At 67.6% G+C, this 22,586-nt stretch carries 18 protein-coding genes, 2 tRNA genes and 1 riboswitch; of the genes, 1 reads left to right on the top strand and 19 read right to left on the bottom strand.

All coding sequences use genetic code 11. The annotated features are described in order from the left end of the window. Nucleotides 1-160: 160 nt before the first annotated feature. Entirely contained in the window at nt 161-1,144 is a 984-nt protein-coding gene (cbiB, locus tag AC6HZP_RS12665) for an adenosylcobinamide-phosphate synthase CbiB (RefSeq protein ID WP_497523161.1), read from the top strand. On the opposite strand, the gene AC6HZP_RS12660 is transcribed toward cbiB, so the two are convergent. From AC6HZP_RS12660 to AC6HZP_RS12570, 19 genes are all read right to left on the bottom strand, one after another. Continuing rightward, nucleotides 1,116-2,576, bottom strand: a complete 1,461-nt coding sequence (locus AC6HZP_RS12660) for a cobyric acid synthase (RefSeq protein WP_497523160.1) — start codon at nt 2,574-2,576, stop codon at nt 1,116-1,118. The two genes, cbiB and AC6HZP_RS12660, sit on opposite strands and share 29 nt — an antisense overlap. Nucleotides 2,577-2,825: 249 nt before the next feature. Beyond that, nucleotides 2,826-3,449 carry a cob(I)yrinic acid a,c-diamide adenosyltransferase gene (gene cobO / locus AC6HZP_RS12655; RefSeq protein WP_497523159.1) on the bottom strand — a complete coding sequence of 208 codons (624 nt, stop codon included), beginning with the start codon at nt 3,447-3,449 and terminating at the stop codon, nt 2,826-2,828. After that, nucleotides 3,446-7,336, bottom strand: coding sequence for a cobaltochelatase subunit CobN (gene cobN, locus AC6HZP_RS12650; RefSeq protein ID WP_497523158.1), 3,891 nt, complete (start codon nt 7,334-7,336; stop codon nt 3,446-3,448). The genes cobO and cobN overlap by 4 nt, the downstream gene beginning before the upstream one ends. A gap of 4 nt (nt 7,337-7,340) precedes the next feature. After that, on the bottom strand, nt 7,341-8,357 hold the full coding sequence (gene cobW, locus AC6HZP_RS12645) for a cobalamin biosynthesis protein CobW (protein WP_497523157.1): 1,017 nt from the start codon (nt 8,355-8,357) through the stop codon (nt 7,341-7,343). Further along, nucleotides 8,354-8,902, bottom strand: coding sequence for a bifunctional adenosylcobinamide kinase/adenosylcobinamide-phosphate guanylyltransferase (gene cobU / locus AC6HZP_RS12640; protein WP_497523156.1), 549 nt, complete (start codon nt 8,900-8,902; stop codon nt 8,354-8,356). Before cobU ends, cobW begins: the two co-directional genes overlap by 4 nt. A 4-nt stretch (nt 8,903-8,906) precedes the next feature. Continuing rightward, nucleotides 8,907-9,662: a CbtA family protein gene (locus tag AC6HZP_RS12635; protein ID WP_497523155.1), complete on the bottom strand. Its 756-nt coding sequence runs from the start codon at nt 9,660-9,662 to the stop codon at nt 8,907-8,909. 16 nt (nt 9,663-9,678) lie between these two features. Further along, nucleotides 9,679-9,885 (bottom strand): CbtB domain-containing protein, encoded by a 207-nt coding sequence (locus AC6HZP_RS12630; RefSeq protein ID WP_201403884.1) that lies wholly within the window; start codon nt 9,883-9,885, stop codon nt 9,679-9,681. 30 nt (nt 9,886-9,915) lie between these two features. Then, a riboswitch (cobalamin riboswitch) is annotated at nt 9,916-10,133 on the bottom strand. A 30-nt stretch (nt 10,134-10,163) separates the two neighbouring features. Continuing rightward, complete coding sequence (locus tag AC6HZP_RS12625) at nt 10,164-10,421, bottom strand: hypothetical protein (RefSeq protein ID WP_201403883.1); 258 nt, start codon at nt 10,419-10,421, stop codon at nt 10,164-10,166. A 204-nt stretch (nt 10,422-10,625) separates the two neighbouring features. Then, nucleotides 10,626-12,125, bottom strand: coding sequence for a tripartite tricarboxylate transporter permease (locus tag AC6HZP_RS12620; protein ID WP_497523154.1), 1,500 nt, complete (start codon nt 12,123-12,125; stop codon nt 10,626-10,628). Between the two features lie 3 nt (nt 12,126-12,128). After that, a complete protein-coding gene (locus AC6HZP_RS12615) occupies nt 12,129-12,605 on the bottom strand; it encodes a tripartite tricarboxylate transporter TctB family protein (protein ID WP_497523153.1) in 477 nt (158 codons plus the stop codon). Nucleotides 12,606-12,709: 104 nt separating this feature from the next. Beyond that, nucleotides 12,710-13,687 (bottom strand): Bug family tripartite tricarboxylate transporter substrate binding protein, encoded by a 978-nt coding sequence (locus AC6HZP_RS12610; protein ID WP_497523152.1) that lies wholly within the window; start codon nt 13,685-13,687, stop codon nt 12,710-12,712. Nucleotides 13,688-14,124: 437 nt separating this feature from the next. Next, nucleotides 14,125-14,200: transfer RNA gene (locus AC6HZP_RS12605), tRNA-Asn, on the bottom strand. A 93-nt stretch (nt 14,201-14,293) separates the two neighbouring features. Then, nucleotides 14,294-14,369 (bottom strand) — tRNA-Asn (locus tag AC6HZP_RS12600). Between the two features lie 624 nt (nt 14,370-14,993). Beyond that, complete coding sequence (locus AC6HZP_RS12595; RefSeq protein ID WP_201403878.1) at nt 14,994-15,230, bottom strand: formate dehydrogenase subunit delta; 237 nt, start codon at nt 15,228-15,230, stop codon at nt 14,994-14,996. Then, on the bottom strand, nt 15,220-16,032 hold the full coding sequence (gene fdhD, locus AC6HZP_RS12590; RefSeq protein ID WP_497523151.1) for a formate dehydrogenase accessory sulfurtransferase FdhD: 813 nt from the start codon (nt 16,030-16,032) through the stop codon (nt 15,220-15,222). The genes AC6HZP_RS12595 and fdhD overlap by 11 nt, the downstream gene beginning before the upstream one ends. 4 nt (nt 16,033-16,036) lie before the next feature. Then, on the bottom strand, nt 16,037-18,883 hold the full coding sequence (gene fdhF, locus AC6HZP_RS12585; protein WP_497523150.1) for a formate dehydrogenase subunit alpha: 2,847 nt from the start codon (nt 18,881-18,883) through the stop codon (nt 16,037-16,039). Between the two features lie 9 nt (nt 18,884-18,892). After that, nucleotides 18,893-20,449 carry an NADH-ubiquinone oxidoreductase-F iron-sulfur binding region domain-containing protein gene (locus tag AC6HZP_RS12580; RefSeq protein ID WP_497523149.1) on the bottom strand — a complete coding sequence of 519 codons (1,557 nt, stop codon included), beginning with the start codon at nt 20,447-20,449 and terminating at the stop codon, nt 18,893-18,895. Continuing rightward, the gene (locus tag AC6HZP_RS12575) at nt 20,446-20,919 is read right to left on the bottom strand and encodes a formate dehydrogenase subunit gamma (RefSeq protein ID WP_497523148.1); all 474 of its coding nucleotides are present in this window, start codon (nt 20,917-20,919) and stop codon (nt 20,446-20,448) included. Before AC6HZP_RS12575 ends, AC6HZP_RS12580 begins: the two co-directional genes overlap by 4 nt. Nucleotides 20,920-21,769: 850 nt before the next feature. Next, nucleotides 21,770-22,585: a DeoR/GlpR family DNA-binding transcription regulator gene (locus AC6HZP_RS12570; RefSeq protein WP_497523147.1), complete on the bottom strand. Its 816-nt coding sequence runs from the start codon at nt 22,583-22,585 to the stop codon at nt 21,770-21,772. Nucleotide 22,586: the final 1 nt, after the last annotated feature.

The raw sequence follows: 22,586 nt of genomic DNA, 5'->3' as shown, positions 1-22,586 counted from the left end.
CGATTTTCGCCCAACCCGCAGGGCTTGATGGAAACCGACGCATTTCGGCGTCGCCGTCGGCTCGTTGGGGGAGGCCCAACTTCGCCGTCATCTCCTGGAACTGCATCGGTTTCCATCAAGCGCTGCCCCATTCCTAATTGAGTACGGACCCTAAGCCCGCATGACCGAATTCCCATTCGATTTTCGCCTGCTCCTGCTGATCGCCGCCATCGGCATCGACGCGCTCGTCGGCGATCCCGACTGGATCTGGCGCCGCCTGCCGCATCCGGTGACCTGGTTCGGCGGGCTGATCGGCTTCTGCGACCGGACCTTCAACCGCGACGGCGCGGCTCCCTGGATCCGCCGCATCGCAGGCGTCCTGGTCATCGTCGTCCTGGTCGCGATCGCCTGGTTCGCCGGCGTCCTGATCGAGCGGCTGGCGGCGAGCTTCACCTATGGCTTCGTGCTGATCCCGATCATCGCGTCAGTGCTGCTCGCCAGCCGCAGCCTCTATGTCCATGTCGCCCGCGTGCTGCAGGCCTTCTATTCAGGCGGGCTGGAGACGGCGCGGCAGGCGGTCTCGATGATCGTTGGCCGCGATCCAGAGAGCCTCGACAAGGCGGGCGTCACCCGTGCCGCGATCGAATCGACGGCCGAGAATTTTTCCGATGGCGTCGTCGCGCCGGCCTTCTGGTTCGCCGTCTTCGGCCTGCCGGGGCTCTTCGCCTACAAGATGATCAACACAGCGGATTCGATGATCGGCCACCGCTCGGCCCGGCACGAGGCGTTCGGCTGGGCGGCGGCGCGTCTCGATGACCTCGTCAATCTGCCCGCGAGCCGGCTCGCGGGCTTCCTCATCGCGATGGCCGCGCCCTTTGCCGGCGGCACGATCAAGCAGTCCTTCATGGTGATGCTCGACGACGCGCGAAAGCATCGCTCGCCGAATGCCGGCTGGCCGGAGGCGGCCATGGCCGGCGCGCTCGGCCTCGCGCTCGCCGGTCCGCGCCGCTATGGCGAGCGCGTGGTCGAGGATCCCTATCTGAACGATGCCGGCCGGCACGAGGCCGGGCCCGGCGACATCGGCCGTGCGCTCAAAATTCTAAGGGCGGCGACGGCGCTCGGCGCCACCGGAATCCTCATGCTCTGGCTTTGGTTGCATACCTGAGGATGGCGTCGGTATCGACGTGTTCCTCCAGATGGTCGGCGAGCCGGTCGAGCACCCGGTCGATCTCGATTTCGTATGTGAGATCCGAGGGTTCCGCGCCGATCTTGACGAGGAAATCGCGCCGGAAATCATCGTCGCCGAAGAGGCCGTGCACATAGCTGCCGCGCACCCGCCCATCCGGCGAGACGGCTCCCTCGCCCGCACCCGCGCGCTCCAGCCAGGGCCGCGCGCGATCCGGTCCGTCGGTGCGGCCGAGATGGATCTCGTAGCCGGAGACGGCCAGGCCTGACGCCGCATCGCGGCCGGAGAACGGCGCCGTCGTCTTGTCGGCGGCAAGAACAGTCTCGACATCGAGCAGGCCGAGCCCCGGCACGCTGCCCGCCGGGCCTTCGAGGCCATCCGGATCCGAGATCGCCTTGCCCAGCATCTGGTAGCCGCCGCAGAGGCCGATGACACGGCCGCCGCGCCGTCGATGCGCCAGGATGTCGATGTCCCAGCCCTGCGCGCGGACGAAGGCGAGATCGGCGATGGTGGATTTCGAGCCTGGGATCAGGATCACGTCCGAGATCGGGATCGGTTCGCCGGCCCGGACCAGCACGACCGAGACGCCCGGTTCCAGCGCCAGCGGGTCGAGATCGTCGAAATTGGCGATGCGCGGCAGCACCGGCACGGCGATCACAAGCGTGCCGGCGCGCGCGCTGCCGCCGGAAAGGTCGAGGATGTCCTCGGCCGGCAGGCGGTGCGCCTCGGAAAACCACGGCACGACGCCGAGCGACGGCCAGCCGGTCGCTGCGCGCACGGCGGCGACGCCGTCGTCGAACAGCCTGGCATCGCCGCGCATCTTGTTGACGAGAAACGCCTTGATCCGCTCGCGGTCCGCCTGGGGCAGCACGGCGCGCGTGCCGACGAGGCTGGCGATGACGCCGCCCCGATCGATATCGCCGATCAGGATCACCGGCAGGTCGGCGGCCTCCGCAAAGCCCATATTGGCGATATCGCCGGATCTGAGGTTGATTTCGGCCGGGCTGCCGGCGCCTTCGACCAGGATCAGATCGGCATTTCGCCCCAACCGCTCGAAGCTTTCGAGGATGCTCGGCAGCAGTTCGGCCTTCCGCTTGCCGTATTCGCGCGCCCGCATCGTGCCGAAGCGCCGCCCCTGCAGGATGATCTGCGAGCCGGTATCGCTCTCGGGCTTCAGGAGCACCGGGTTCATGTGGACGGTCGGTTCCAGCCCGGCGGCGCGCGCCTGCAGCGCCTGCGCCCGGCCGATCTCGCCGCCATCCGCCGTCACGGCGGCGTTGTTCGACATGTTCTGTGGCTTGAACGGCGCGACGCGGATGCCTTTGCGCGCATAGAGCCGCGCCAGCCCGGCGACGAGCACCGACTTGCCGACATTCGAGCCGGTGCCCTGGAACATGATGGCGGCGGTCATTGGTTTCCCTTCACCGGTCCCCGGGGAGCCCATTGCGCGGGTATTTGGCGTCTGTCTTGCAACTCCGGATCTTCAACATCCTGAGGAGGCTTGGGCAGCAAGCCGTCTCGAAGGACGCACAGCGAGACTGCAGCGAGACTTAAGGCGCTACCGCCTTGCGTGCTTCGAGACGGCCCTTCGGGCCTCCTCAGCATGTCGAGAATGGCGTGATCTCGCTCAGGAAGATCCTAGGAGCGACCCCGGACTTGCTCAAAACTCGATGCCCTGCTGCGCCTTCACGCCGGAGCGGAACGGATGCTTGATCAGCTCCATCTCGGTGACGAGGTCGGCAATCTCGATCAGGCCTTCGGGAGCGTTGCGGCCGGTGATGACGACATGCACGTCCGCCGGCTTCTCGGTGGTCAGGAACTCAAGCACTTCGGCGAGCGGCAGGTAGTCGTAGCGGAGCACGATGTTGAGCTCGTCGAGCACGACGAGATGATATTCGCCGCCCTTGATCAGTTCCTTGGCCGTCTCCCAGGCGTGCTGGGCGGCGGCGATGTCGCGCTGGCGGTCCTGCGTCTCCCAGGTGAAGCCCTCGCCGAGGCGGTTGATCGAGACGAGATCGCCGAAGCGCTCCAGCGCCATGCGCTCGCCCGTCTCCATCGCGCCCTTGACGAACTGGACGATCGCGACCGGCAGGCCATGGCCGAGCGAGCGGAAGGCCATGCCGAAGGCGGCCGTCGACTTGCCCTTGCCCTTGCCGGTATGGACGATGAGCAGGCCCTTCTCGACGTTCTTCGAGGCGAGGATCTTGTCGCGCACGACCTTCTTCTTGCGCATCTTCTCCGCGTGACGGGCGTTCAGTTCCTCTTCGGTCATTTCGATCGTCATGCGAATTCCTTTCGGGCGTCGCGGCGGGAAGCGAGGGCTGCCAGCCGTTGATAGGCGCTGTTGGCGCGCGGCGACCAGAGGCCGCGCTCCATGGCTTCGAGAAAACGGTCCGCCATTTCGGCGAGCGCGGGTTCATTGGCGGCGGCGATGAAGGAGTGCACGTCGTCATCGGCAATATAGGCGTCGTAGAGCGCATCGAAATGGTGATCGCCGACCGCGTGCGTCGTCGCGGCGAAGGCGAAGAGATAGTCGAGCGTCGCCGCCATCTCGAAGGCGCCCTTGTAGCCGTGCCGCATGCAGCCGGCGATCCATTTCGGATTGATCGCCCGGCCGCGCACGACGCGGCCGATTTCTTCCGCCAGCGGCCGCACGACTGGCGTCTCGGGGCGGGAATGATCGCCGTGATAGAGCCGCGGCGCCGCGCCTTTCAGCGTCTCGATCGTCGCCGCGAGGCCGCCCTGGAACTGGTAGTAGTCGTCGCTGTCGAGGATGTCGTGCTCGCGATTGTCCTGGTTGTGCAGGACGGCGTCGGTGGCGGCGAGCCGCTCGCGCAGGCGGTCGCCGGCCGCCTCGCCCTCGGCGCCGCCGCCATAGGCGAAGCTCGACCAGGCGAGGAAGGCGTCGGCGAGATCGGCGCGGCTGTCCCACACCTTCTCGTCGATCATCGCCTGCAGGCCGGCGCCATAGGAGCCGGGCTTCGAGCCGAAGATGCGGGCAAGGTCCTGCCCCGCGCCATGCGCGGCCGCGATCGGATTGGCGTCGGCAGGCTCGTCGCGCGCGGCGACGGCGCGGATGGCGGAATCGATCAGGTCGATCTGCTCCGGGAAGGCGTCGCGGAACATGCCCGAAATGCGCAGCGTGACATCGACGCGCGGCCGCTTAAGCTCGGAGAGCGTCAGGACGCGAAACCCGGTGACGCGGCCGGTGCCCGCTTCCCAGACCGGCTCGGCGCCGATCAGAGCGAGCACCTGCGCGATGTCGTCGCCGCCGGTGCGCATGTTGGCGGTGCCCCAGGCGGAGATCGCCACCGAGCGCGGCCACTCGCCCTCGTCCTGCATGTAGCGCAGTACGAGCGCCTCGGCGGCGGCCTTGCCGATCCGCCAGGCGCTGGCGGTCGGCACGGCGCGGGTATCGACCGAATAGAAGTTCTTGCCGGTCGGCAGCACGTCCGGCCGGCCACGCGACGGCGCGCCCGAAGGACCGGGCGGCACGAAACGACCGTCGAGCGCCGTCAGCACGGCGGCGATTTCTTCAGCCCCGCAGCGGTCAAGCGCTGGGGCCAGTTCCCGCACGATCCAATCGAGGACGGGCGCGGCGGCAGGGCCGGACGTCGGCAGGGCTCTCTCCCCCCTTGTGGGGGACAGCAGGGCCGAGGCGACGATGTCCTTGGCCATAATCTCGATGCGCTCGACCGTGTCACCATTGGTGCGCCAGGGCGCATCGGTCATGTCGGCAAGCGCGTCCGGCCTCGTGCCCTCCCAGTCGGCCGAGAGATCGCAGGCGAGCGGATCGAAATCGTCGAGGCCGAGATCGGCTGAGATCGCGCGGTGCAGTGAGCCGTCCTCCGGGCGACCGCCAGAACGGGGCACGCGGGCGATAGCGACAAGCGTATCGAGGCGATGTTCGTCGATCGGAGAACTGCCGAAGATGTGCAGCCCGTCGCGGATTTGCAGCTCCTTGATCTCGCAGAGATGCGCGTCGATGGCGCGGAGCGCGCTACCGGCGTCGGCATCGACGCCGATGCCGAGGTCGCGGTCGATGCCGTGGCGCACCGCCTGATCAAAAATCTCGCGTTCGAGATGGTCGCGCCGGCGGGGATCGGCGCCGAGCGCCAGATGGTACTCGTCGATCAGCGTCTCGATCTCGGCGAAGGCGCCATGCGCCTCGGCCCGCGTCAGCGCCGGCATGAGGTGATCGACGACCACCGCCGAGGCGCGGCGCTTCGCCTGCGCGCCCTCGCCGGGATCGTTGACGATGAAGGGATAGATCAGCGGCGTCGGTCCCAGCACGACCTCCGGCCAGCAGGCATTCGACAGGCCGAGCGCCTTGCCCGGCAGCCATTCGAGATTGCCGTGCTTGCCGACATGCACGATCGCATCAACGCTGAAGCTCTGCCGCAGCCACGCATGAAAGGCGAGATAGTGGTGCGGCGGCACGAGGTCGGGATCGTGATAGGTCGCCTTCGGATCGATGCCATAGCCCCGCGCGGGCTGGATGCCGACGACGACATTGCCGAAACGATGGATGGCGAGCCGGAAGGCTCCTTCGGCGAAGAACGGATCGACCTCGGGCTCGCCCCAGCGATTGGCAAGCGCGTCGCGGACGGATTCCGGCAGCGCATCGTGGAAGGCGCGGTAGTCGGCGAGGGAAAGCGCGATCTCTTCACCTCTCCCAGAGGGAGAGAGCCTGTCCCGGACTTGATCCGGGATCGACGGCGAAGCCGGCGGGTGAGGGGTTGCGTCTTCAACGGACAGGTCTGAACCCCTCACCCGGCCCTCCGGGCCGACCTCTCCCCCTGGGAGAGGTGAAGGAACGGACCCCTCTTCCCGAAGCTCCATCCGCTTCGCCAGCGCGTTGGTCGGGCCGGAGAGCAGCAGCTCCATCAGCGCCCTGCCCGTCTCCGGGAATCCCTCCAGCGCATAGCCGGCCCCCTTCATGGCGGAAGCAATCCGGGCGGCGCTTTCCGGCGTGTCGAGGCCGACGCCGTTGGCGAGGCGGCCGTCGCGATCGGGATAGTTGGAGAGGACGAGCGCGATCCTCCGATCGGCAGGCTCCTTCGCCGCGAGCCGCACCCAGTTGGCCGCCTGTGCCGCCACGAAGGCGATGCGCTCGCGGTCGGCGCGGTAGACGACGATGCGGCTGTCGGTGCGGCCGTCGCTCTCGACCTCTTCCTTGAAGGACACGGCGCGGGTCAGAATGCGGCCATCCACTTCGGGCAGCACGACATTCATGATCAGATCGCGCGGGCCGAGACCGCGCGTGGATTCGAGCCACGCCTCGCGACTGGTGCCGGCGAAGACGAGCTGCAGAACCGGCTTTCCGGCCCGGTCGAGCACGGTCGGTTCATGCGCCCGACCGGGACGCGAAATCGCAAAGGCGGTGGCGTTGAGGACAATCGCAGGCTTCAGATCCTCAAAAGCTCTGTCGACGAAGGCCGCCGCTTCCTCGTTCTTCAGGCTGGAGGCGAAGATCGCCACCGTGGCGATGCCCTCGCGATCGAGCGCTTCCACCATCGCGTCGATCGGCTCGGTCGAGCCGCCGGGAATGACCGAGCGGTAGAAGGTGAGGAACGCCACCGGCCGGCCGGCATCCTCGGGCCGCAGCGCCTCCGTGACGACACCCTCGCCCGGACGGTAGAAGCCGACCTCGGGAAGCACCTGCGGCTCCGGCGGCGCTTCGCCCCCGCCGACGACATGGCGCGCATAGGCGAGCGCGCGGCCGATATTGATCGCGCCGCCTTCGGCGGAATAGCGCCACAGCCGATGCGCGATCTCGGGCGCGACGGTCGAATAGGCCTCGAGCGCCGGATCCCAGCGATCCTCGCCGGGCACGACGGCGATCTCAGGTCCGCCGGCGCGGGAGAGCGCGCGGATCGCCTCCAGCCCATAGGGCCAGTAGCCGACGCCGCCCATCATGCGGATGAAGACGAGCTTTGCCTGCGCGACCGTCTTCTCGAGATAGAGATCGACCGAATAGGGATGCGTCAGCTGCATCAGATTGGCGAGGCGCAGCGACGGCCCTTCCGGCGTCGATGCGAAGGCCGCCGCGAAGGCGGCGAGCTCCGTATCGGCGGCCGACAGGATGACGATGTCGCCGGGCGACTGGTCGAGATCGACGGCGCTGCCGCCATCGTCGATCCGCTCCATCTCTCCGGCGACGAGATGCATGATCTTAGCCCGCGAAATGCGCGGCGATGGCGGCGCGGTCGAGCCCGCGCTCGCCGATCACGACGAGACGGCCGGCATTGCCGCCCGGCGCGAAATAGGTGTCGACGCGCGGGCCGACCGCCTGCACGACGGCGGGCGCCGCCTTGCCGGCGACAGCCGCCCTGCCCTTGATGCGCAGCACGTTCGCTTCCGCCATGGCGGCGCGGACGCGCGACGCCAGCGCCTCGATCGAGGCCTGCTCGGCGACATCGACGATGAAGGTGTCGAAATCGTCGTGGTCGTGCTCCTCGCCTTCGAGGTCGTGATGGCTTTTGCGCTCGAAAGCGTCGTCCTCGGCCGCCGCGCCGACGCCGAGCAGGATCTCGGCCGGTAGGCCGCTCGCGGTCGCGTGAACCACGCGCGCTTCCTTGCGGGCATCGCGGGCGACGATCTCTGCGACTTCCTCAAGCTGCTTCGCGTCGACGAGGTCCGTCTTCGAGAAGACGATCAGATCGGCGCAGGAGAGCTGGTCCTCGAACAGTTCCTCGATCGGATCCTCGTGATCGAGCGAGTCGTCGGCGGCGCGCTGGGCAGCCACGGCCTCTTCGTCATGCGCGAAGCGGCCGGCGGCGACCGCCTCGGCGTCGACGACGGTGATGACGCCGTCGATGGTGACGCGGTGGCGAACCGACGGCCAGGTGAAGGCGCGGACCAATGGTTGCGGCAGCGCCAGGCCCGAGGTCTCGATGACGATGTGATCCGGCGCGTTCTCGCGCGCCAGCAGCGCCTCGATGGTCGGCAGGAAGTCGTCGGCGACGGTGCAGCAGATGCAGCCATTGGTGAGCTCGACGATGCTGTCGGGCTTGCAATCGTCGACGCCGCAATCGGAGAGCAGCGAGCCGTCAAAGCCCATGTCGCCGAACTCGTTGACGATGAGCGCGATGCGGCGCCCCTTCGCGTCGGCGATCAGGTTGCGGATCAGCGTCGTCTTGCCGGCTCCGAGGAAGCCGGTGACGATGGTGGCGGGAATGCGGGCGGTCACAGGGCGAACTCCGTATCGGGATTGGGTTTCAGCCGCAGCGGCAGGCCGGCGGCGACGAGGAAGACGGTTTCGACGGCGGCGGCGATCGTCTGGTTCAGCCGCCCCTGCTCGTCGGCGAAGCGGCGGGCGAGCGCATTCATCGGCACGATGCCGGAGCCGACCTCGTTCGAGACGAGGACGACCGGCCCGCGCGCGCCGCGAAGCGCGTCGGCGAGGCGCGCGGCCTCGGCCGGGATGTCGCGCTCGGCCTCCATCAGATTGGAGAGCCAGAGCGTCAGGCAATCGACGAGGAGCACGCGGCCGGGATCGGCGAGCGCGGCGACGCGGTCGGTCAGCTCCAGCGGTTCCTCGACCGTGGTCCAGTCGCCGCCACGCCGCTCGCGATGCGTCGAGATCCGCGCCTGCATTTCAGCATCGCGGATCTCGGCGGTGGCGAGATAGGTGGCGGGAAGACGGGTGCGGATCACGATCGCCTCGGCGAAGCGGCTCTTGCCGGAGCGGGCGCCGCCGAGGATCAGCGCCGTGCGGGGCGCGGGGGCGGTCACGGTGTCATGCGGCCCGTGCGAGACGCTGGTAGAGCCAGCCGGAGAACAGACCGGACAGCACCCAGAGCAGCGCGCTGACGACCAGCGATGCCGCGACGAATTCCCCGCCGAGGCCGGCCGGATAGGACGCCTCCAGCGTCGGCGGCACGGGCGCGCCGATCACATGCGGCAGGACGCCGAGGACGAGGCCGGCGACCTTCAGCAGCCAGGACTGGCTGAAGACGATCAGCGCGAGGCCGATGGCCGAGGCGGCGGCGGTGGAGAGCCACCAGACCTGGCGCGAGGTGATCTCGGCGGCGGCAGTGCCCGGAAGCTCCGGCGACAGGCCGAGCGAGGGCAGCAGCGAGGCGGCGAAGAAGCCGGCGACGCCCCAGAGCACGCCGGTGCGGGCGTCGATCTGTCCGCCGCGGATCGACATCAGGCCGAGCAGAACGGCCGAGACGCCGACGCCGACCAGGAGATTGGCGAGGAAGGTATAGGCGGAACGCTCGAAGCCGTCGGCAGGCGACCACGCGTCTTCGTCGTGCTCATGTGCCGGAGCGGCGGCCTCGACTGCGGCCGGAGCCGCAGCAGTCTCGCCCGCATGCGCCTCGTTCGCCGCATGCTCATGCGGCACGGCGGCGGCAGTGGCCGGCTCGGCGTTTTCGAATGTTTCGGCGTGCAGGATCAGCGGCTCGGTGGTGACGGCCTGCACGACGGAAAGGGCAACGCCCACGGCAAGCCCTGCGCCGAAGGCGCTCAGGATGATCGTCTTGAACATGTGGATCCCTCAGGCGTCAGTGGCAGGGCAAGCCGAGGGAATGCCGTGTGTCATGCGTCGCGTTGTGGATCAGGCTCGGCGCGGCGAAGCCGGTGCCGACGAACAGGACGAGGCCGAAGGCGATCGCGAACAGCGCCGGCACGATGCGCGCGGCGGCGTCGGTCTCCGTGCCGCCGACGGCAATCGAGGTCGCCTGGGCAGCGGTCTTCGAGAAATTGGTCATAGCGTCTCCTTAGCCGTCCCACCGACGGCTTGCTGGTATGAGGCGCTGGCTGGTCTCCTGGCTTGCGGGTCGCTGCTTCCTCGACGCCTTCCCGGTTTCCCAGTGGCCATCGCGAGGTCGCTCGCCGCTCACAGTTGCGGGGGCAGCTCCGGACTTGGAATCCCGCTAGGGGTCCTTCCGTACCGAATTCCCATTTCATCCCCCTGAGCCTGTGGCCCATCGGGGGAACCGACGCGAAATCACGCTAGATTGAATGCACTGGAAGCGCAAGCTGGCGCTCATTTGGCCGAGGGCGCGGCCTTGTTGCGAAACCGCGCCCAACGGCGCAGAAGCGCCACTTCCGTCTGCCGGCGCAGGCGCCGCACGCGCGGGAAATCATGGGACAGGACGATCAGCCCGATCGGCAGCATCCAGAATCCGAGCACGGGCAGGAAGCCGAGGGCGCCGCCGACCACGAATCCGCTCCCCACCGCGACGCGCGCGGTGCGGCTCCTGGGCAGGGAAATCGTCTTCTTGCCGAGGCGAATGGAAGGCATGCGACCGGCGTCTCCGCTTGGTTCGAGCTGGTTTCTTCGTCCTTGCGACGGCGCGGTCCCCAGTGACGCGGACGCTCCATCCCTCGTTCTTATGTGGAGGAAGGAGGCGGGATTGCAACGCATGGCGGAGCCACACCCCGCCTCGAAACGGCTTCCGCCGGCCCGAGAGCCGGCGGAAATCCTTGTGTGGCGACGGCCTCGGGCTCAGGCCGTGACCGTCCTCTTTTTCCGCCGGCGCAGCAGCAGCATCGCCAGCGGCACCAGCCATATGGCGATGGTGAAGACGCCGAGGCCGCCCGCGATCGGCCGCTCGAAGAAGTGCAGGAAGTTGCCGTCGCCCTTGATCATCGAGGTGATGAAGTTCTGCTCCAGCATCGGCCCCAGCACCATGCCGAGAATGGCCGGCGCGATCGGGATGTCGTTCTCCTCCATGAAGAAGCCGATGATGCCGAAGATCAGCATCATGACGACGCCGGCCATCGAATTGTTGATGGCGAAGGCGCCGACGATGCAGAAGATCAGGATGATCGGCATCAGCATCGTGGTCGGGATCGACAGGATCGGCCGCGCGCCCTTGATGGCCAGCCAGCCGAGCGGCAGCATGATCAGGTTGGCCAGGATGAACACCATGAAGATGGCGTAGATCGACTGCGGGTCGTTGATGAAGATCGTCGGGCCGGGATTGATGCCCTTGATGTAGAGCACGCCGATGACGATGGCGGTGATCGAGTCGCCCGGAATGCCGAAGACGAGCGCCGGGATCCAGGCGCCGCTGACGGCGGAATTGTTCGAGGCGCCCGCCTCGACCAGGCCCTCGACATGGCCCTTGCCGAACTTTTCCTTCTGCTTCGAGAAGCGCTTGGAGATCGCGTAGGAGATCCAGGCGGCGATGTCGGCGCCGGCGCCGGGCAGGATGCCGAGCGCGGTGCCGGTGATGCTGCCGCGCGCCGTCTGCACCGGGTACTTCTTCAGGTTCAGCCATTGCGTCCTGAAGATGCCCTGGCCGTCGGAGCGCGGGATCTTCTGGCGCGGGATCGTCGCGGTCACGGAACGCAGGATTTCGGACACCGCGAACAGGCCGATCATCGCCGGGATGAACTGGATGCCGGCCATCAGCTCGAGATTGCCGAAGGAGAAGCGCGGCTCGCCCGAGGGGTTCTCCATGCCGATGGTGGCGATGAAGAGCCCGAACAGCAGCGAGATCAGCCCTCGCGTCGGCGAGCTCGGCGTCACGAAGACGGCGCAGGAGAGGCCGAGCAGCACCAGCCAGAAATATTCCTCCGAGCTGAAGCGGAGCGCCACCTCGGCCAGCGCCGGCGCCAGTGTCATCAGCACGATCGAGCCGAACAGCCCGCCGATGGCCGAGAAGACGAGCGCCGCGCCGAGCGCCTCGTCGCCGCGTCCGGAATGGGTCATCTTGTAGGCGTCGTCGACATAGGCGGCGTTGGCGGGCGTGCCGGGCATGCGCAGGAGTGCCGCCGGAATATCCCCGGCGAAGATCGCCATCGCGGTCGCGGTGACGATCGCCGCGATCGCCGGCACCGGCTCCATGAAGAAGGTCATCGGCACCAGCAGAGCAGTCGCCATGGTGGCGGTCAGGCCCGGAATGGCGCCGACCAGCATGCCGAACACGGCGGATGCCAGGATGACGCCGAGGACATAGGGCTGGAAGACGAGGGCCGCGGCCTGTTCAAAGATCAGCATGCGTCACCCCAGGAACGAGAGAAATTCGGTGCGCGGCAGCGGCACCATGAGCATGCGCGAGAAGCCGTAATAGACCGCGAGCGTCGTCAATGCGCCGGCGAGAACCGCGGTCAGCGGGCGCGTGCGCAAGAGCAGCATCAGCGCCGTCAGGGCGAGGAAGCTGGTCGGGATGAAGCCGAGCGCGTCGGCGAACAGGATGTAGAAGACGATCACGGCGAGAGAGGCCAGTGCCGAGAGCGCCAGCCGCGGCTTGCGGACCCAGTCGGCGAGATGCGGCTTCAACATGCGCGGCAGATGGCGGAGGCTGGTCGCGATCATAAAGCCGCCGAGCAGGATGGCGCACCAGCCGATCAGCCGCGGCATGGTGCCGGCGCCATAGGCCTGGCCGGGCAGCGCCACGAAATGGGCGGAGACGAAGAGAAGGACGATGCCGCCAAGCGCGGTCAACACGCCCAGATGGAGTTCACTGAGTTTGATCATGGTCTGATCTTGGCCGTTCCGTGCGAGACCGGGGGCACGGCGCGGCCGACGGAATTCATCCGTGGCCGCGCCGCAGGCATGGGACCGGAGAGGCTGCCGGCCGCCTATTTGGCGAGGCCGGCCTCCTTCATGATCGCGCCGAGCGTCGCGTCGTCCTCGCCGACGATGCGCGTCGTCTCCGCGCCGTCGGCCCAGCGCATGCCGAAGCCGCGCTCGTTCATGAACTTCTGGTATTCGGGGCTGTTGTAGGCCTTCTCGAGCGCGGCGCCGAGCTTGGCCGCGACGTCTTCCGGCAGCCCCTTCGGACCGGCGACCGTGCGCCAGACCGCCAGCGTCCAGTCGGATTCGACCGATTCCTTCAGCGTCGGCACATCCGGGAATAGCGCCTGCCGCTCCGGCGACATCGAGCCGAGCGGGGTGACGCGCTTGGCGTCGATCATCGAGCGGCCCTCGGCGAGCGAGGTCGGCACCAGATTGACGCCGCCGGCGACCATGTCGGTGATCCCGGGGGCGGCGCCCTGGCTCGGCACCCAGGTGACGTGGTCCGGCTTCAGCCCGTGCGACATCATCCAGCCGGCGAGGCCGAGATGCCAGATGCCGCCCTGCCCGGTTCCGGACGCCTTGAAGGTGCCGGCCGGCTTCTCCTTGATGGCGGCGAGCAGGTCGGGAAGCGTCTGGTATTCGGAGCTGGCCGAAACCATCACGCCGCCTGGATCGGCATTGACCATGGCGAGGAAGTCGAAGTCCTTGTAGGTCAGGTCCGTCAGGCCCTGCCAGTGCATCATGTCGATCTCGATCGTCACGATGCCGATCGTGTAGCCGTCCGGCTTGGCGGTCGCGATGGCGCTGTGGCCGACGACGCCGGAGCCGCCCGTGCGATTGACGACATTGACCGGGACGCCCAGCTCCTGCTGCAGCAGCGTGCCGATGATGCGGGCGACTGCGTCCGTGCCGCCGCCGGCGCCCCAGGGCACGATCAGCTGGATCGGCCGCTCGGGATAGGACGACTGCGCGAAGGCGGGCCCGGCGACGGCGACGGAAGCGAGTGCCATCGCGGTGCAAAGAAGCGTACGTCTCAGCATGGTGTCCTCCCAGAATGCTGACAATATCGTACCAATACGACCGAGCCTCCCCGCTGCGACCGTTGGCAAATCTGACCCCTTGCCGGGATTAGTATGGAAACTATTTCGGTCGATGGATTGTCTGTCAACGCAAAGATCGTATTACCGAACCGAAGTGCACGATGTCATGCGGAGGCGGCATCAATTCCTTCAGCGATATGCTGACAATTTCGATCGACGGGCACGGATATGCTGTGGTGCAGCATAAAGTGTTCGATCCAATGTTCGGACGCACGGAGCCGCCTTGCGGCGTCCGGGGGCGGACATGCTGAATCGCGGCCGGCAGGGTGACGCCGGGCGATGCGGGCTGGGACGAATAAGGATCGAGGGGGCGCAACGCAGGCCCGAAAACAATCAAGGGGCCGGATGGCTGTGCATCCGACCCCTTGATCAAAATCTGGCTCCGCGAGTTGGACTCGAACCAACGACCCGGTGATTAACAGTCACCTGCTCTACCAACTGAGCTATCGCGGAACAGCGTGCGCGGTTCCTTCCGCCGCCCCGTCGCCGAGGCTCGGAAAAAATCAAGGGGCCAGACGACAATCCGTCTAACCCCTTGATCGAATTTGGCTCCGCGAGTTGGACTCGAACCAACGACCCGGTGATTAACAGTCACCTGCTCTACCAACTGAGCTATCGCGGAACAGCGTCGCCGCTGCTGTGAGCGAGGCTATAGCAAAGCCTGTGTCGGCTTGCAAAGTCCTAAAACGCGAGTTTTCCGCGCCGATACGCCCAGGCGCGTGAAAACACAGCATTTCTGCCGGTTTCGCGTGGGGATAACTCGCGCCAAAGGCGTTGGATCCGCAGCCGCGTAAATATCGGGCGGGCGGCGGTGGGGATTCGGCGGCGCCGCGGCTTTTGGCGCGGATCGGGCGAGGGGCGGTTGGGCGAATGGCTGCCGGGCGTCCCCCTCGTCGAGACGCGGCCTCCCATGCGCTGGCCACCCGCCCTCGCCTCGTCGTGCCACCCTCGCCGTCATCCCGGGCTTGACCCGGGATCCATTCAGCCCCGGGCTTGGGGAGTTCGCGCCAGCGAAGCATGGGCAGGCGAGGCAGGACGACTGCCAACCCTGCGGAAATGGATCCCGGATCTCCGCTTCGCTGCGTCCGGGATGACGGCGAGCGTGGGAGTTCCGGCGGAGGAAATCTCGGATGCGCCTGTTGGCAAATCAGCCCGCGCCCCCCTCTCCACACCCTGCGCCGTCATTCCTGCGAAAGCAGGAATCCATGCCGACACCGGCACGGACGCGGCAGAAGGCTCGCTCGTCCTACCGCGCCGCCATCATCTCCCGCAGGCGTTCGACGGCCTGGCGGACGAGCGGGTCCAGCCCGGCGCCGCCGGATTCGAGATGGGCGAGAATGCCGGCGCGCATCCTTGGATCCCAGAACTTCCTCAGATGCTCGGCGATCGCCGCCGGGGCTTTCTCCTCGCCCTGGCTGGCGAAGAACTTGCCGATCTGGTTCGCCATGTAGACGAGCTTCTCGGACGAGCGGTCAGACGACATGGGTATCCTGGGCGATGCGATGGGGATGGGTGAAGACTTCGAAAGCGTCGCCGCGCGCGATGGCGACGAGCGTGATTCCGGCCGCCTCCGCCGTGCGGACGGCGAGCGCCGTCGGGGCCGAGACGGCGACGATCAGCGGCGCGCCGAGCAGCGCTGTCTTCTGCACCATCTCGACCGAGACGCGGCTGGTCAAAAGCACCATGCCGGAGGCGGCGTCGAGGCCGGCCCTCGCCAACGCCCCGCAGAGCTTGTCGAGCGCGTTGTGGCGGCCGACATCCTCGCGCAGCGCGACGACGCCCTTCCCCGGCACCGCGAAGGCGGCGGCGTGCATGGAGCGGGTTTCCCGGTTCAGGACCTGCAGCGGCGCCAGCGCCTCGAGCGCCGCGCGGATATCTGCCTCGGCGAAGCGGACACCGCCCTCGACGGACGGCAGCCGGCGCACGGCCTCCGTCAGGCTCTCGATGCCGCAGAGGCCGCAGCCGGTCGGGCCGGCGAGATAGCGCCTTCGGCTCGCCAGCGCTTCGGCGCGCGGGACGGCCAGCCACATGCGCAGCTCGACGCCGATCTCCGCCTCGACGATCTCCAGCCGCTCGATCTCGGACGGATCCGCGACGATGCCTTCCGACAGGCTGAAGCCGATGGCGAAATCCTCGAGATCGGCGGGTGTCGCCATCATCACGGCCTGCGTGCTGCCGTCATAGGTCAGCGCGATGGCGACCTCCTCGGGGATGGCGCGCTCGCCCTCGGAGACGTCGTTTCCGCGCCACAGCGCCCTCGGCACGCGAAGGAAGGGCGGTTGCATTGCCCTACTCCGCCGCCTCGACGACAGGCGCGATCCGGCGGCTCCGGCGGGCGTGCTCGTCATAGCCCTCCTGCCACGCCGTCGGCCCGTTCGAGGGCGCGACCTGCACGGCCGTCACCTTGTATTCCGGGCAGTTGGTGGCCCAGTCGGAGAAGTCCGTCGTGACGACGTTCGCCTGTGTGCCCGGATGGTGGAAGGTCGTGTAGACAACGCCGGGCGCCACGCGCTCGGTGATCAGCGCGCGGAGGCTGGTCTCGCCGGAGCGGCTGGCGAGCTTGACCCACTGGCCGTCATGGATGCCGCGCTGCTCGGCATCGTGCGGATGCATCTCGAGTCGGTCTTCCTCGTGCCAGACGACGTTCTCCGTCCGCCGCGTCTGCGCGCCGACATTGTACTGCGACAGGATGCGGCCGGTGGTGAGCAGCAGCGGGAAGCGCGGGCCGGTGCGCTCGTCGGTCGCGACATATTCCGTCACCATGAAGCGGCCCTTTCCGCGCACGAAGCCGTCGACATGCATGACCGGTGTTCCATGCGGCGCCTTCTCGTTGCAGGGCCACTGCACCGAGCCCTCGGCATCGAGCTTGGCGTAGGAGACGCCGGCGAAGGTCGGCGTCAGCCGGGCGATCTCGTCCATGATTTCGGACGGGTGCGCGTAGTTCATCGGGAAGCCGAGAGCGTTGGCGAGGTCGATCGTGATCTCCCAGTCCGCCTTGCCGGAGCGCGACGGCATCACCTTGCGCACGCGCTGGATGCGCCGCTCGGCATTGGTGAAGGTGCCGTCCTTTTCCAGGAAGGTCGAGCCCGGCAGGAAGACATGGGCGTAGTTGGCGGTCTCGTTCAGGAACAGGTCCTGCACGACGACGCATTCCATGGCGGCGAGGCCAGCCGCGACATGGCGCGTGTCGGGATCGGACTGCAGGATGTCCTCGCCCTGCACGTAGAGCCCCTTGAACTGGCCGTCGACGGCGGCGTCGAGCATGTTGGGGATGCGCAGGCCCGGCTCATGATCGAGCGGCACGCCCCAGAGCGCCTCGAACAGCGCCCGCGTCTCGTCGCCCGAGACATGGCGATAGCCGGAGAACTCGTGCGGGAACGAGCCCATGTCGCAGGAACCCTGCACGTTGTTCTGGCCGCGCAGCGGGTTCACGCCGACGCCCGGTCGGCCGATATTGCCCGTCGCCATGGCGAGGTTGGCGATCGCCATCACCGTCGTCGAGCCCTGGCTGTGCTCGGTGACGCCGAGGCCGTAATAGATCGCGCCGTTGCCGCCGGTGGCATAGAGCCTTGCGGCGGCGCGGAGCTCGGCCGCCGGCACGCCGGAAACGGCCTCGATCGCCTCGGGGCTGTGGCGCGGGTCGGCGACGAACGAAGCCCAGTCCTGGAACTCGTCCCAGTCGCAGCGCTCGCGCACGAAGGCCTCGTCGGCGAGCCCCTCGGTGACGATCACATGAGCCATCGCGGTCAGCACGGCGACATTGGTGCCGGGCTTGAGCGGCAGGTGGTGAGAGGCCTCGACATGCGGCGTGCGCACGAGATCGATACGGCGCGGGTCGAGCACGATCAGCTTGGCGCCCTCGCGCAGGCGCTTCTTCATGCGCGAGCCGAAAACGGGATGCGCGTCGGTCGGGTTGGCGCCGATCAGCAGGATGACGTCGGACTGCTCGACGGAATCAAAGTCCTGCGTGCCGGCCGAGGTGCCGTAGGTCTGGCTGAGGCCATAGCCGGTCGGCGAATGGCAGACGCGGGCGCAGGTATCGACATTGTTGTTGCCGAAGCCGCCGCGGATCAGCTTCTGGACGAGGAAGGTCTCCTCGTTGGTGCAGCGCGACGAGGTGATACCGCCGACCGAAAGCCGGCCATATTTCGCCTGGATGCGCTTGAACTCGGACGCCGTGTAGGCGATCGCCTCTTCCCAGGACACCTCGCGCCAGGGATCGGAAATGCTGGCGCGGATCATCGGGTTGAGGATGCGCTCCTTGTGGCTGGCATAGCCCCAGGCGAAGCGGCCCTTGACGCAGGAATGGCCGCGATTGGCCTTGCCGTCCTTCCACGGCACCATGCGCACCAGCTCAGTTCCGCGCATCTCGGCCTTGAAGGTGCAGCCGACGCCGCAATAGGCGCAGGTGGTGACGACGGAATGCTCTGGCTGGCCGATCTCGATCACCGACTTCTCGGTCAGCGTCGCCGTCGGGCAGGCCTGCACGCAGGCGCCGCACGAGACGCATTCCGAGCCGAGGAAGCTCTCTTCCATGCCGGGCGAGACGACACTATCGAAGCCGCGGCCGGCGATCGTCAGAGCGAAGGTGCCCTGCACTTCCTCGCAAGCCCGCACACAGCGCGAGCAGACGATGCACTTCGACGGGTCGTAGGTAAAATAGGGATTGGACTCGTCGAGGCCGGGGTTCGGGTGATTGTGCCCCTCATGGCCATAGCGGACATCACGCAGGCCGACCGCGCCGGCCATATCCTGCAGCTCGCAATCGCCATTCGCCGCGCAGGTCAGGCAGTCGAGCGGGTGGTCGGAGATGTAGAGCTCCATCACGCCCTTGCGCAGGCGCCTCAGCCGCTCCGTCTGCGTCTTCACCACCATGCCCGGCATCACCGGCGTCGTGCAGGAGGCGGGCGTCCCAGCCCTGCCCTCGATCTCGACCAGGCAGAGACGGCACGAGCCATAGGCGTCCACCATGTCGGTGGCGCAGAGCTTCGGGATTTCCGTGCCCATCTCCATCGCGGCGCGCATGATGGAGGTGCCCTCGGGCACGGTCATCGTCTCGCCGTCGATGGTGAACGTCACCATCGTGTCCGACTTCGAACGCGGCGTGCCGTAGTCGATCTCGTGGATGAGCGACATGGCGGTCTCCTAGCGTGCGTCTTCGAGGACCGGCGCGGCCGCGCCAAAATCCTCGGGGAAATGATGGAGCGCACTCATGACAGGATAGGGCGTAAAGCCGCCGAGTGCACAGAGCGATCCGAATTTCATCGTGTGGCAGAGGTCTTCCAGCACCACGAGGTTCTTCTCGCGATCGTCGTCATGGATAATCTTGTCGAGGGTCTCGACGCCGCGCGTAGAACCGATGCGGCAGGGCGTGCACTTGCCGCAGGATTCGATTGCGCAGAATTCCATGGCGAAACGCGCCTGCTTCGCCATGTCGACGGTGTCGTCGAAGACGACGATGCCGCCATGGCCGATCAGGCCATCCTTGCCGGCAAACGCCTCATAGTCGAACGGCGTATCGAACAGCGCGCGTGGAAAATAGGCGCCGAGCGGCCCGCCGACCTGCACCGCGCGCACCGGCTTGCCGGATGCCGTGCCGCCTCCGATATCGTCAACCAGCTCACCGAGCGTGACGCCGAAGGCGACTTCGAACAACCCACCATGCTTGACGTTGCCGGCGATCTGGATCGGCATGGTGCCGCGCGACCGGCCCATGCCGAAATCGCGATAGGCGGCCGCGCCCTCGGCCAGGATCCATGGCACGGTGGCGAGCGATATGGCGTTGTTGATGACCGTCGGCTTGCCGAACAGGCCCTTGTGCGCCGGCAGCGGCGGTTTCGCACGCACGATGCCGCGTCGGCCTTCCAGGCTTTCGAGCAGCGCCGTCTCCTCGCCGCAGACATAGGCGCCGGCGCCGACGCGGACCTCCATGTCGAAGCTGTAGCCGGAGCCGGCGATGGTCTCGCCGAGATAGCCGGCCGCCCGGGCCGTGCGGATCGCCTCGCCCATCATGGCGACGGCGTGCGGATATTCGGAGCGGATATAGAGATAGCCGCGCGTCGCGCCGACGGCGATGCCCGCGATCGCCATGCCTTCGATCATGACGAACGGGTCGCCCTCGAGCAGCATGCGATCGGCGAAGGTCCCGCTGTCGCCTTCGTCGGCGTTGCAGACGATGTATTTCTGCTCCGCGCCCGTCGCGGCGACCGTGCGCCACTTGATGCCGGTCGGGAAGCCGGCGCCGCCGCGTCCGCGCAGGCCGGACTGGACGACCTCCTCGATCGTCGCCTCGGGGCCGATCGCCAGCGCCCGCTCCAGCCCCTTGAAGCCGCCATGGGCGCGGTAGTCGTCGAGCGAGCGCGGATCGACGATGCCGCAGCGCGCGAAGGTCAGCCGCGTCTGTCGCTTCAGCCACGGAATCTCTTCCGTCGGTCCAAGCAACAGCGCATGCGCCTCTCCGACCAGCATGGCGTCGAGCAGCGCCGGCACGTCCTCGGCGGTGACGGGGCCATAGGCGACGCGGCCCTCAGCCGTTTCGACTTCGATCATCGGCTCCAGCCAGAACAGGCCGCGCGAGCCATTGCGTACGACGTCGAGCGCAAGTCCCCTCGCCCGCGCCGTCGCTTCGACGGCGGCTGCCACCTCATCGGCGCCGACTGCGACCGCCGCGGCATCACCGGGAATGAAGACGCGAGCACTCATCGCTGCGCCTCCGCAAGCAACTGGTCGAGCCGGGTTGCGTTCAGCCGTCCGACCAGCTTGCCGTCGAGCATCGCCGACGGCGCCGTGGCGCAGAGGCCGAGGCAATAGGTCGGTTCCAGCGTGACGCGCCCGTCGGCGGTAGTCTCGCCCATCGCGACGCCGAGCGCGGCTTCCGCCCGGGCCGCGAGCGCGTCACCGCCCATAGACTGGCAGGCCTCGGCCCGGCAGAGCTTCAGGACGTGACGGCCGGCCGGCTTGCGGCGGAAGTCATGATAGAAGGTCACGACGCCATGGATCTCGGCGCGCGACAGGTTCAGCGCCTCGGCGATCATCGGTTCTGCCGCCTCCGGCACGAATCCAAACGCCTCCTGGATCGCATGCAGGATCGGCAAGGTAGGGCCTTCGCCGCCGGCATGGGCCGCGATGATTTCGGAAGCGCGCGCCGCGCTCCAGGATTCGTAGGACGTCACTGCTGCAATCACTCGAAAATTAGAACGATCACAAGGTGCCGCTTATCCCTCGAGCAATCAACCACTCGATGGGATTGCTCCCCCGCATCGGCCGGGTCGTTGAGCCGCAGGCCGGCAATTTGGCCGGATACCGGTGCGCGGCGCCGGGACCGCCCACACGCGTCCCGGTGGTTGGATGGATCCCGGGTCAAGCCTGGGATGACGGCGAGGGTGTGACGGGCATGGAGCCAGGCCTTCAATGGCCGGAATGCAGGCCAGGACGGGCACGGAGCGATGGCTTCAATCGCCGGAAGAAAGTCGGCCCGCCTCAGCTCACCTCACCTCACCTCTCCTCGCGTCTTTTCGTTGCGCACCACGTCGCCCCACCCTCGCCGTCATCCCGGCCTCCGAGCCGGGATCCATTTCCGCCGGGTTGGAGGGAGGCTTGGCTGGTGTACGACAACGCGCCGCCATCGGTGCGAACCACCCAGGCCCGCGCCGGTGGTTAGATGGATCCCGGGTCAAGCCCGGGATGACGGCGAGCGTGGGATGGCGGGCGGGGAAGTGGCCATAGGGGAGCGGGCGGCGGGAATACTCGTGCCATCCCCGGCGCCGGTTCACTCGAGCGTGTCCAAAGCTCTGCACTGACAGCATCAACCTTCCGGCCTTGTCGGACACCCCCATGCCCTTCATCCTGAGGGGCCTTCGCAGAAGGCCGTCTCGAAGGACGCACCACCTGCGTACCATCCGCCTTGCGAAGCACGGCTGCACGACCATCGTGCGTCCTTCGAGACGACCCTTCGGGTCCCTCAGGATGTTGAGCGAGGTGGGCTGCACGAAGATCAAGAAGCGGCGCCGGCAGCTCTCGCCCTCACCCGCAGACCACCACCTGCACGTTCGCGCGCTCCAGCGCGTCGGCGAGGTCGGGCGGCGGCGGGGCGTCGGTGACGAGGCAGTGGATGGCGTCGAGCGTCGCGATGCTGGCGAAGGCGGTGACGCCGAATTTCGACTTGTCGGCGACGACGATGGTGCGCGCCGCGACCTCGATCATGCCGGCCGTATGCGCCGCCTCGTCCATCTTGGTCATCGAGATGCCGGAAGCCGAGATGCCGGTGCAGCCGACAACCGCCGTATCGGCGTGAATGCCGGCGACGGCGGCGAAGCCGATCGCCCCGATCGTCACCTGGTAGTTCGGCCAATAGGCGCCGCCGAGGATATGGATCGACGGCACGCTCGCTTCCGGCAGGACGGCCGGCAGGCGGAGGTTGTTGGTGACGATCGTCAGGTTGCGACGGCCGCCGAGCGCGGCGGCGAAGAAGGCGATCGTCGAGCCGCCATTCAGGATCAGCGTCTCGTCGTCACGGATCAGCTCGGCCGCCGCCAGCCCGATGCGCCGCTTGGCATCGACATGCTCGTCCATGCGCAGGCCCATGGTCGTGTCGACCCGGACCAGCCGGTCCTTCGTCACCGCGCCGCCATGCGAGCGGACGAGCAGGCCGCGCCCCTCCAGCAGCACGAGATCGCGGCGGACCGTATCGCGCGAAACCTCGAGCAGCGCGACCAGCTCGGCGACCGTCGCCTGTCCGCGCTCCTGCAGGAACTGCAGCAGCCGGTTGTGCCGGAGCGCCGGCAGGGCGTTGGCGGCGTCGGTATCCGATAGCGGGAAGTGTGGTTCGTCGATGCTCATG

The organism is Kaistia sp. SLG-1 (genome assembly GCF_059699055.1).
This window is presented reverse-complemented; position numbering and strand designations above follow the sequence as displayed.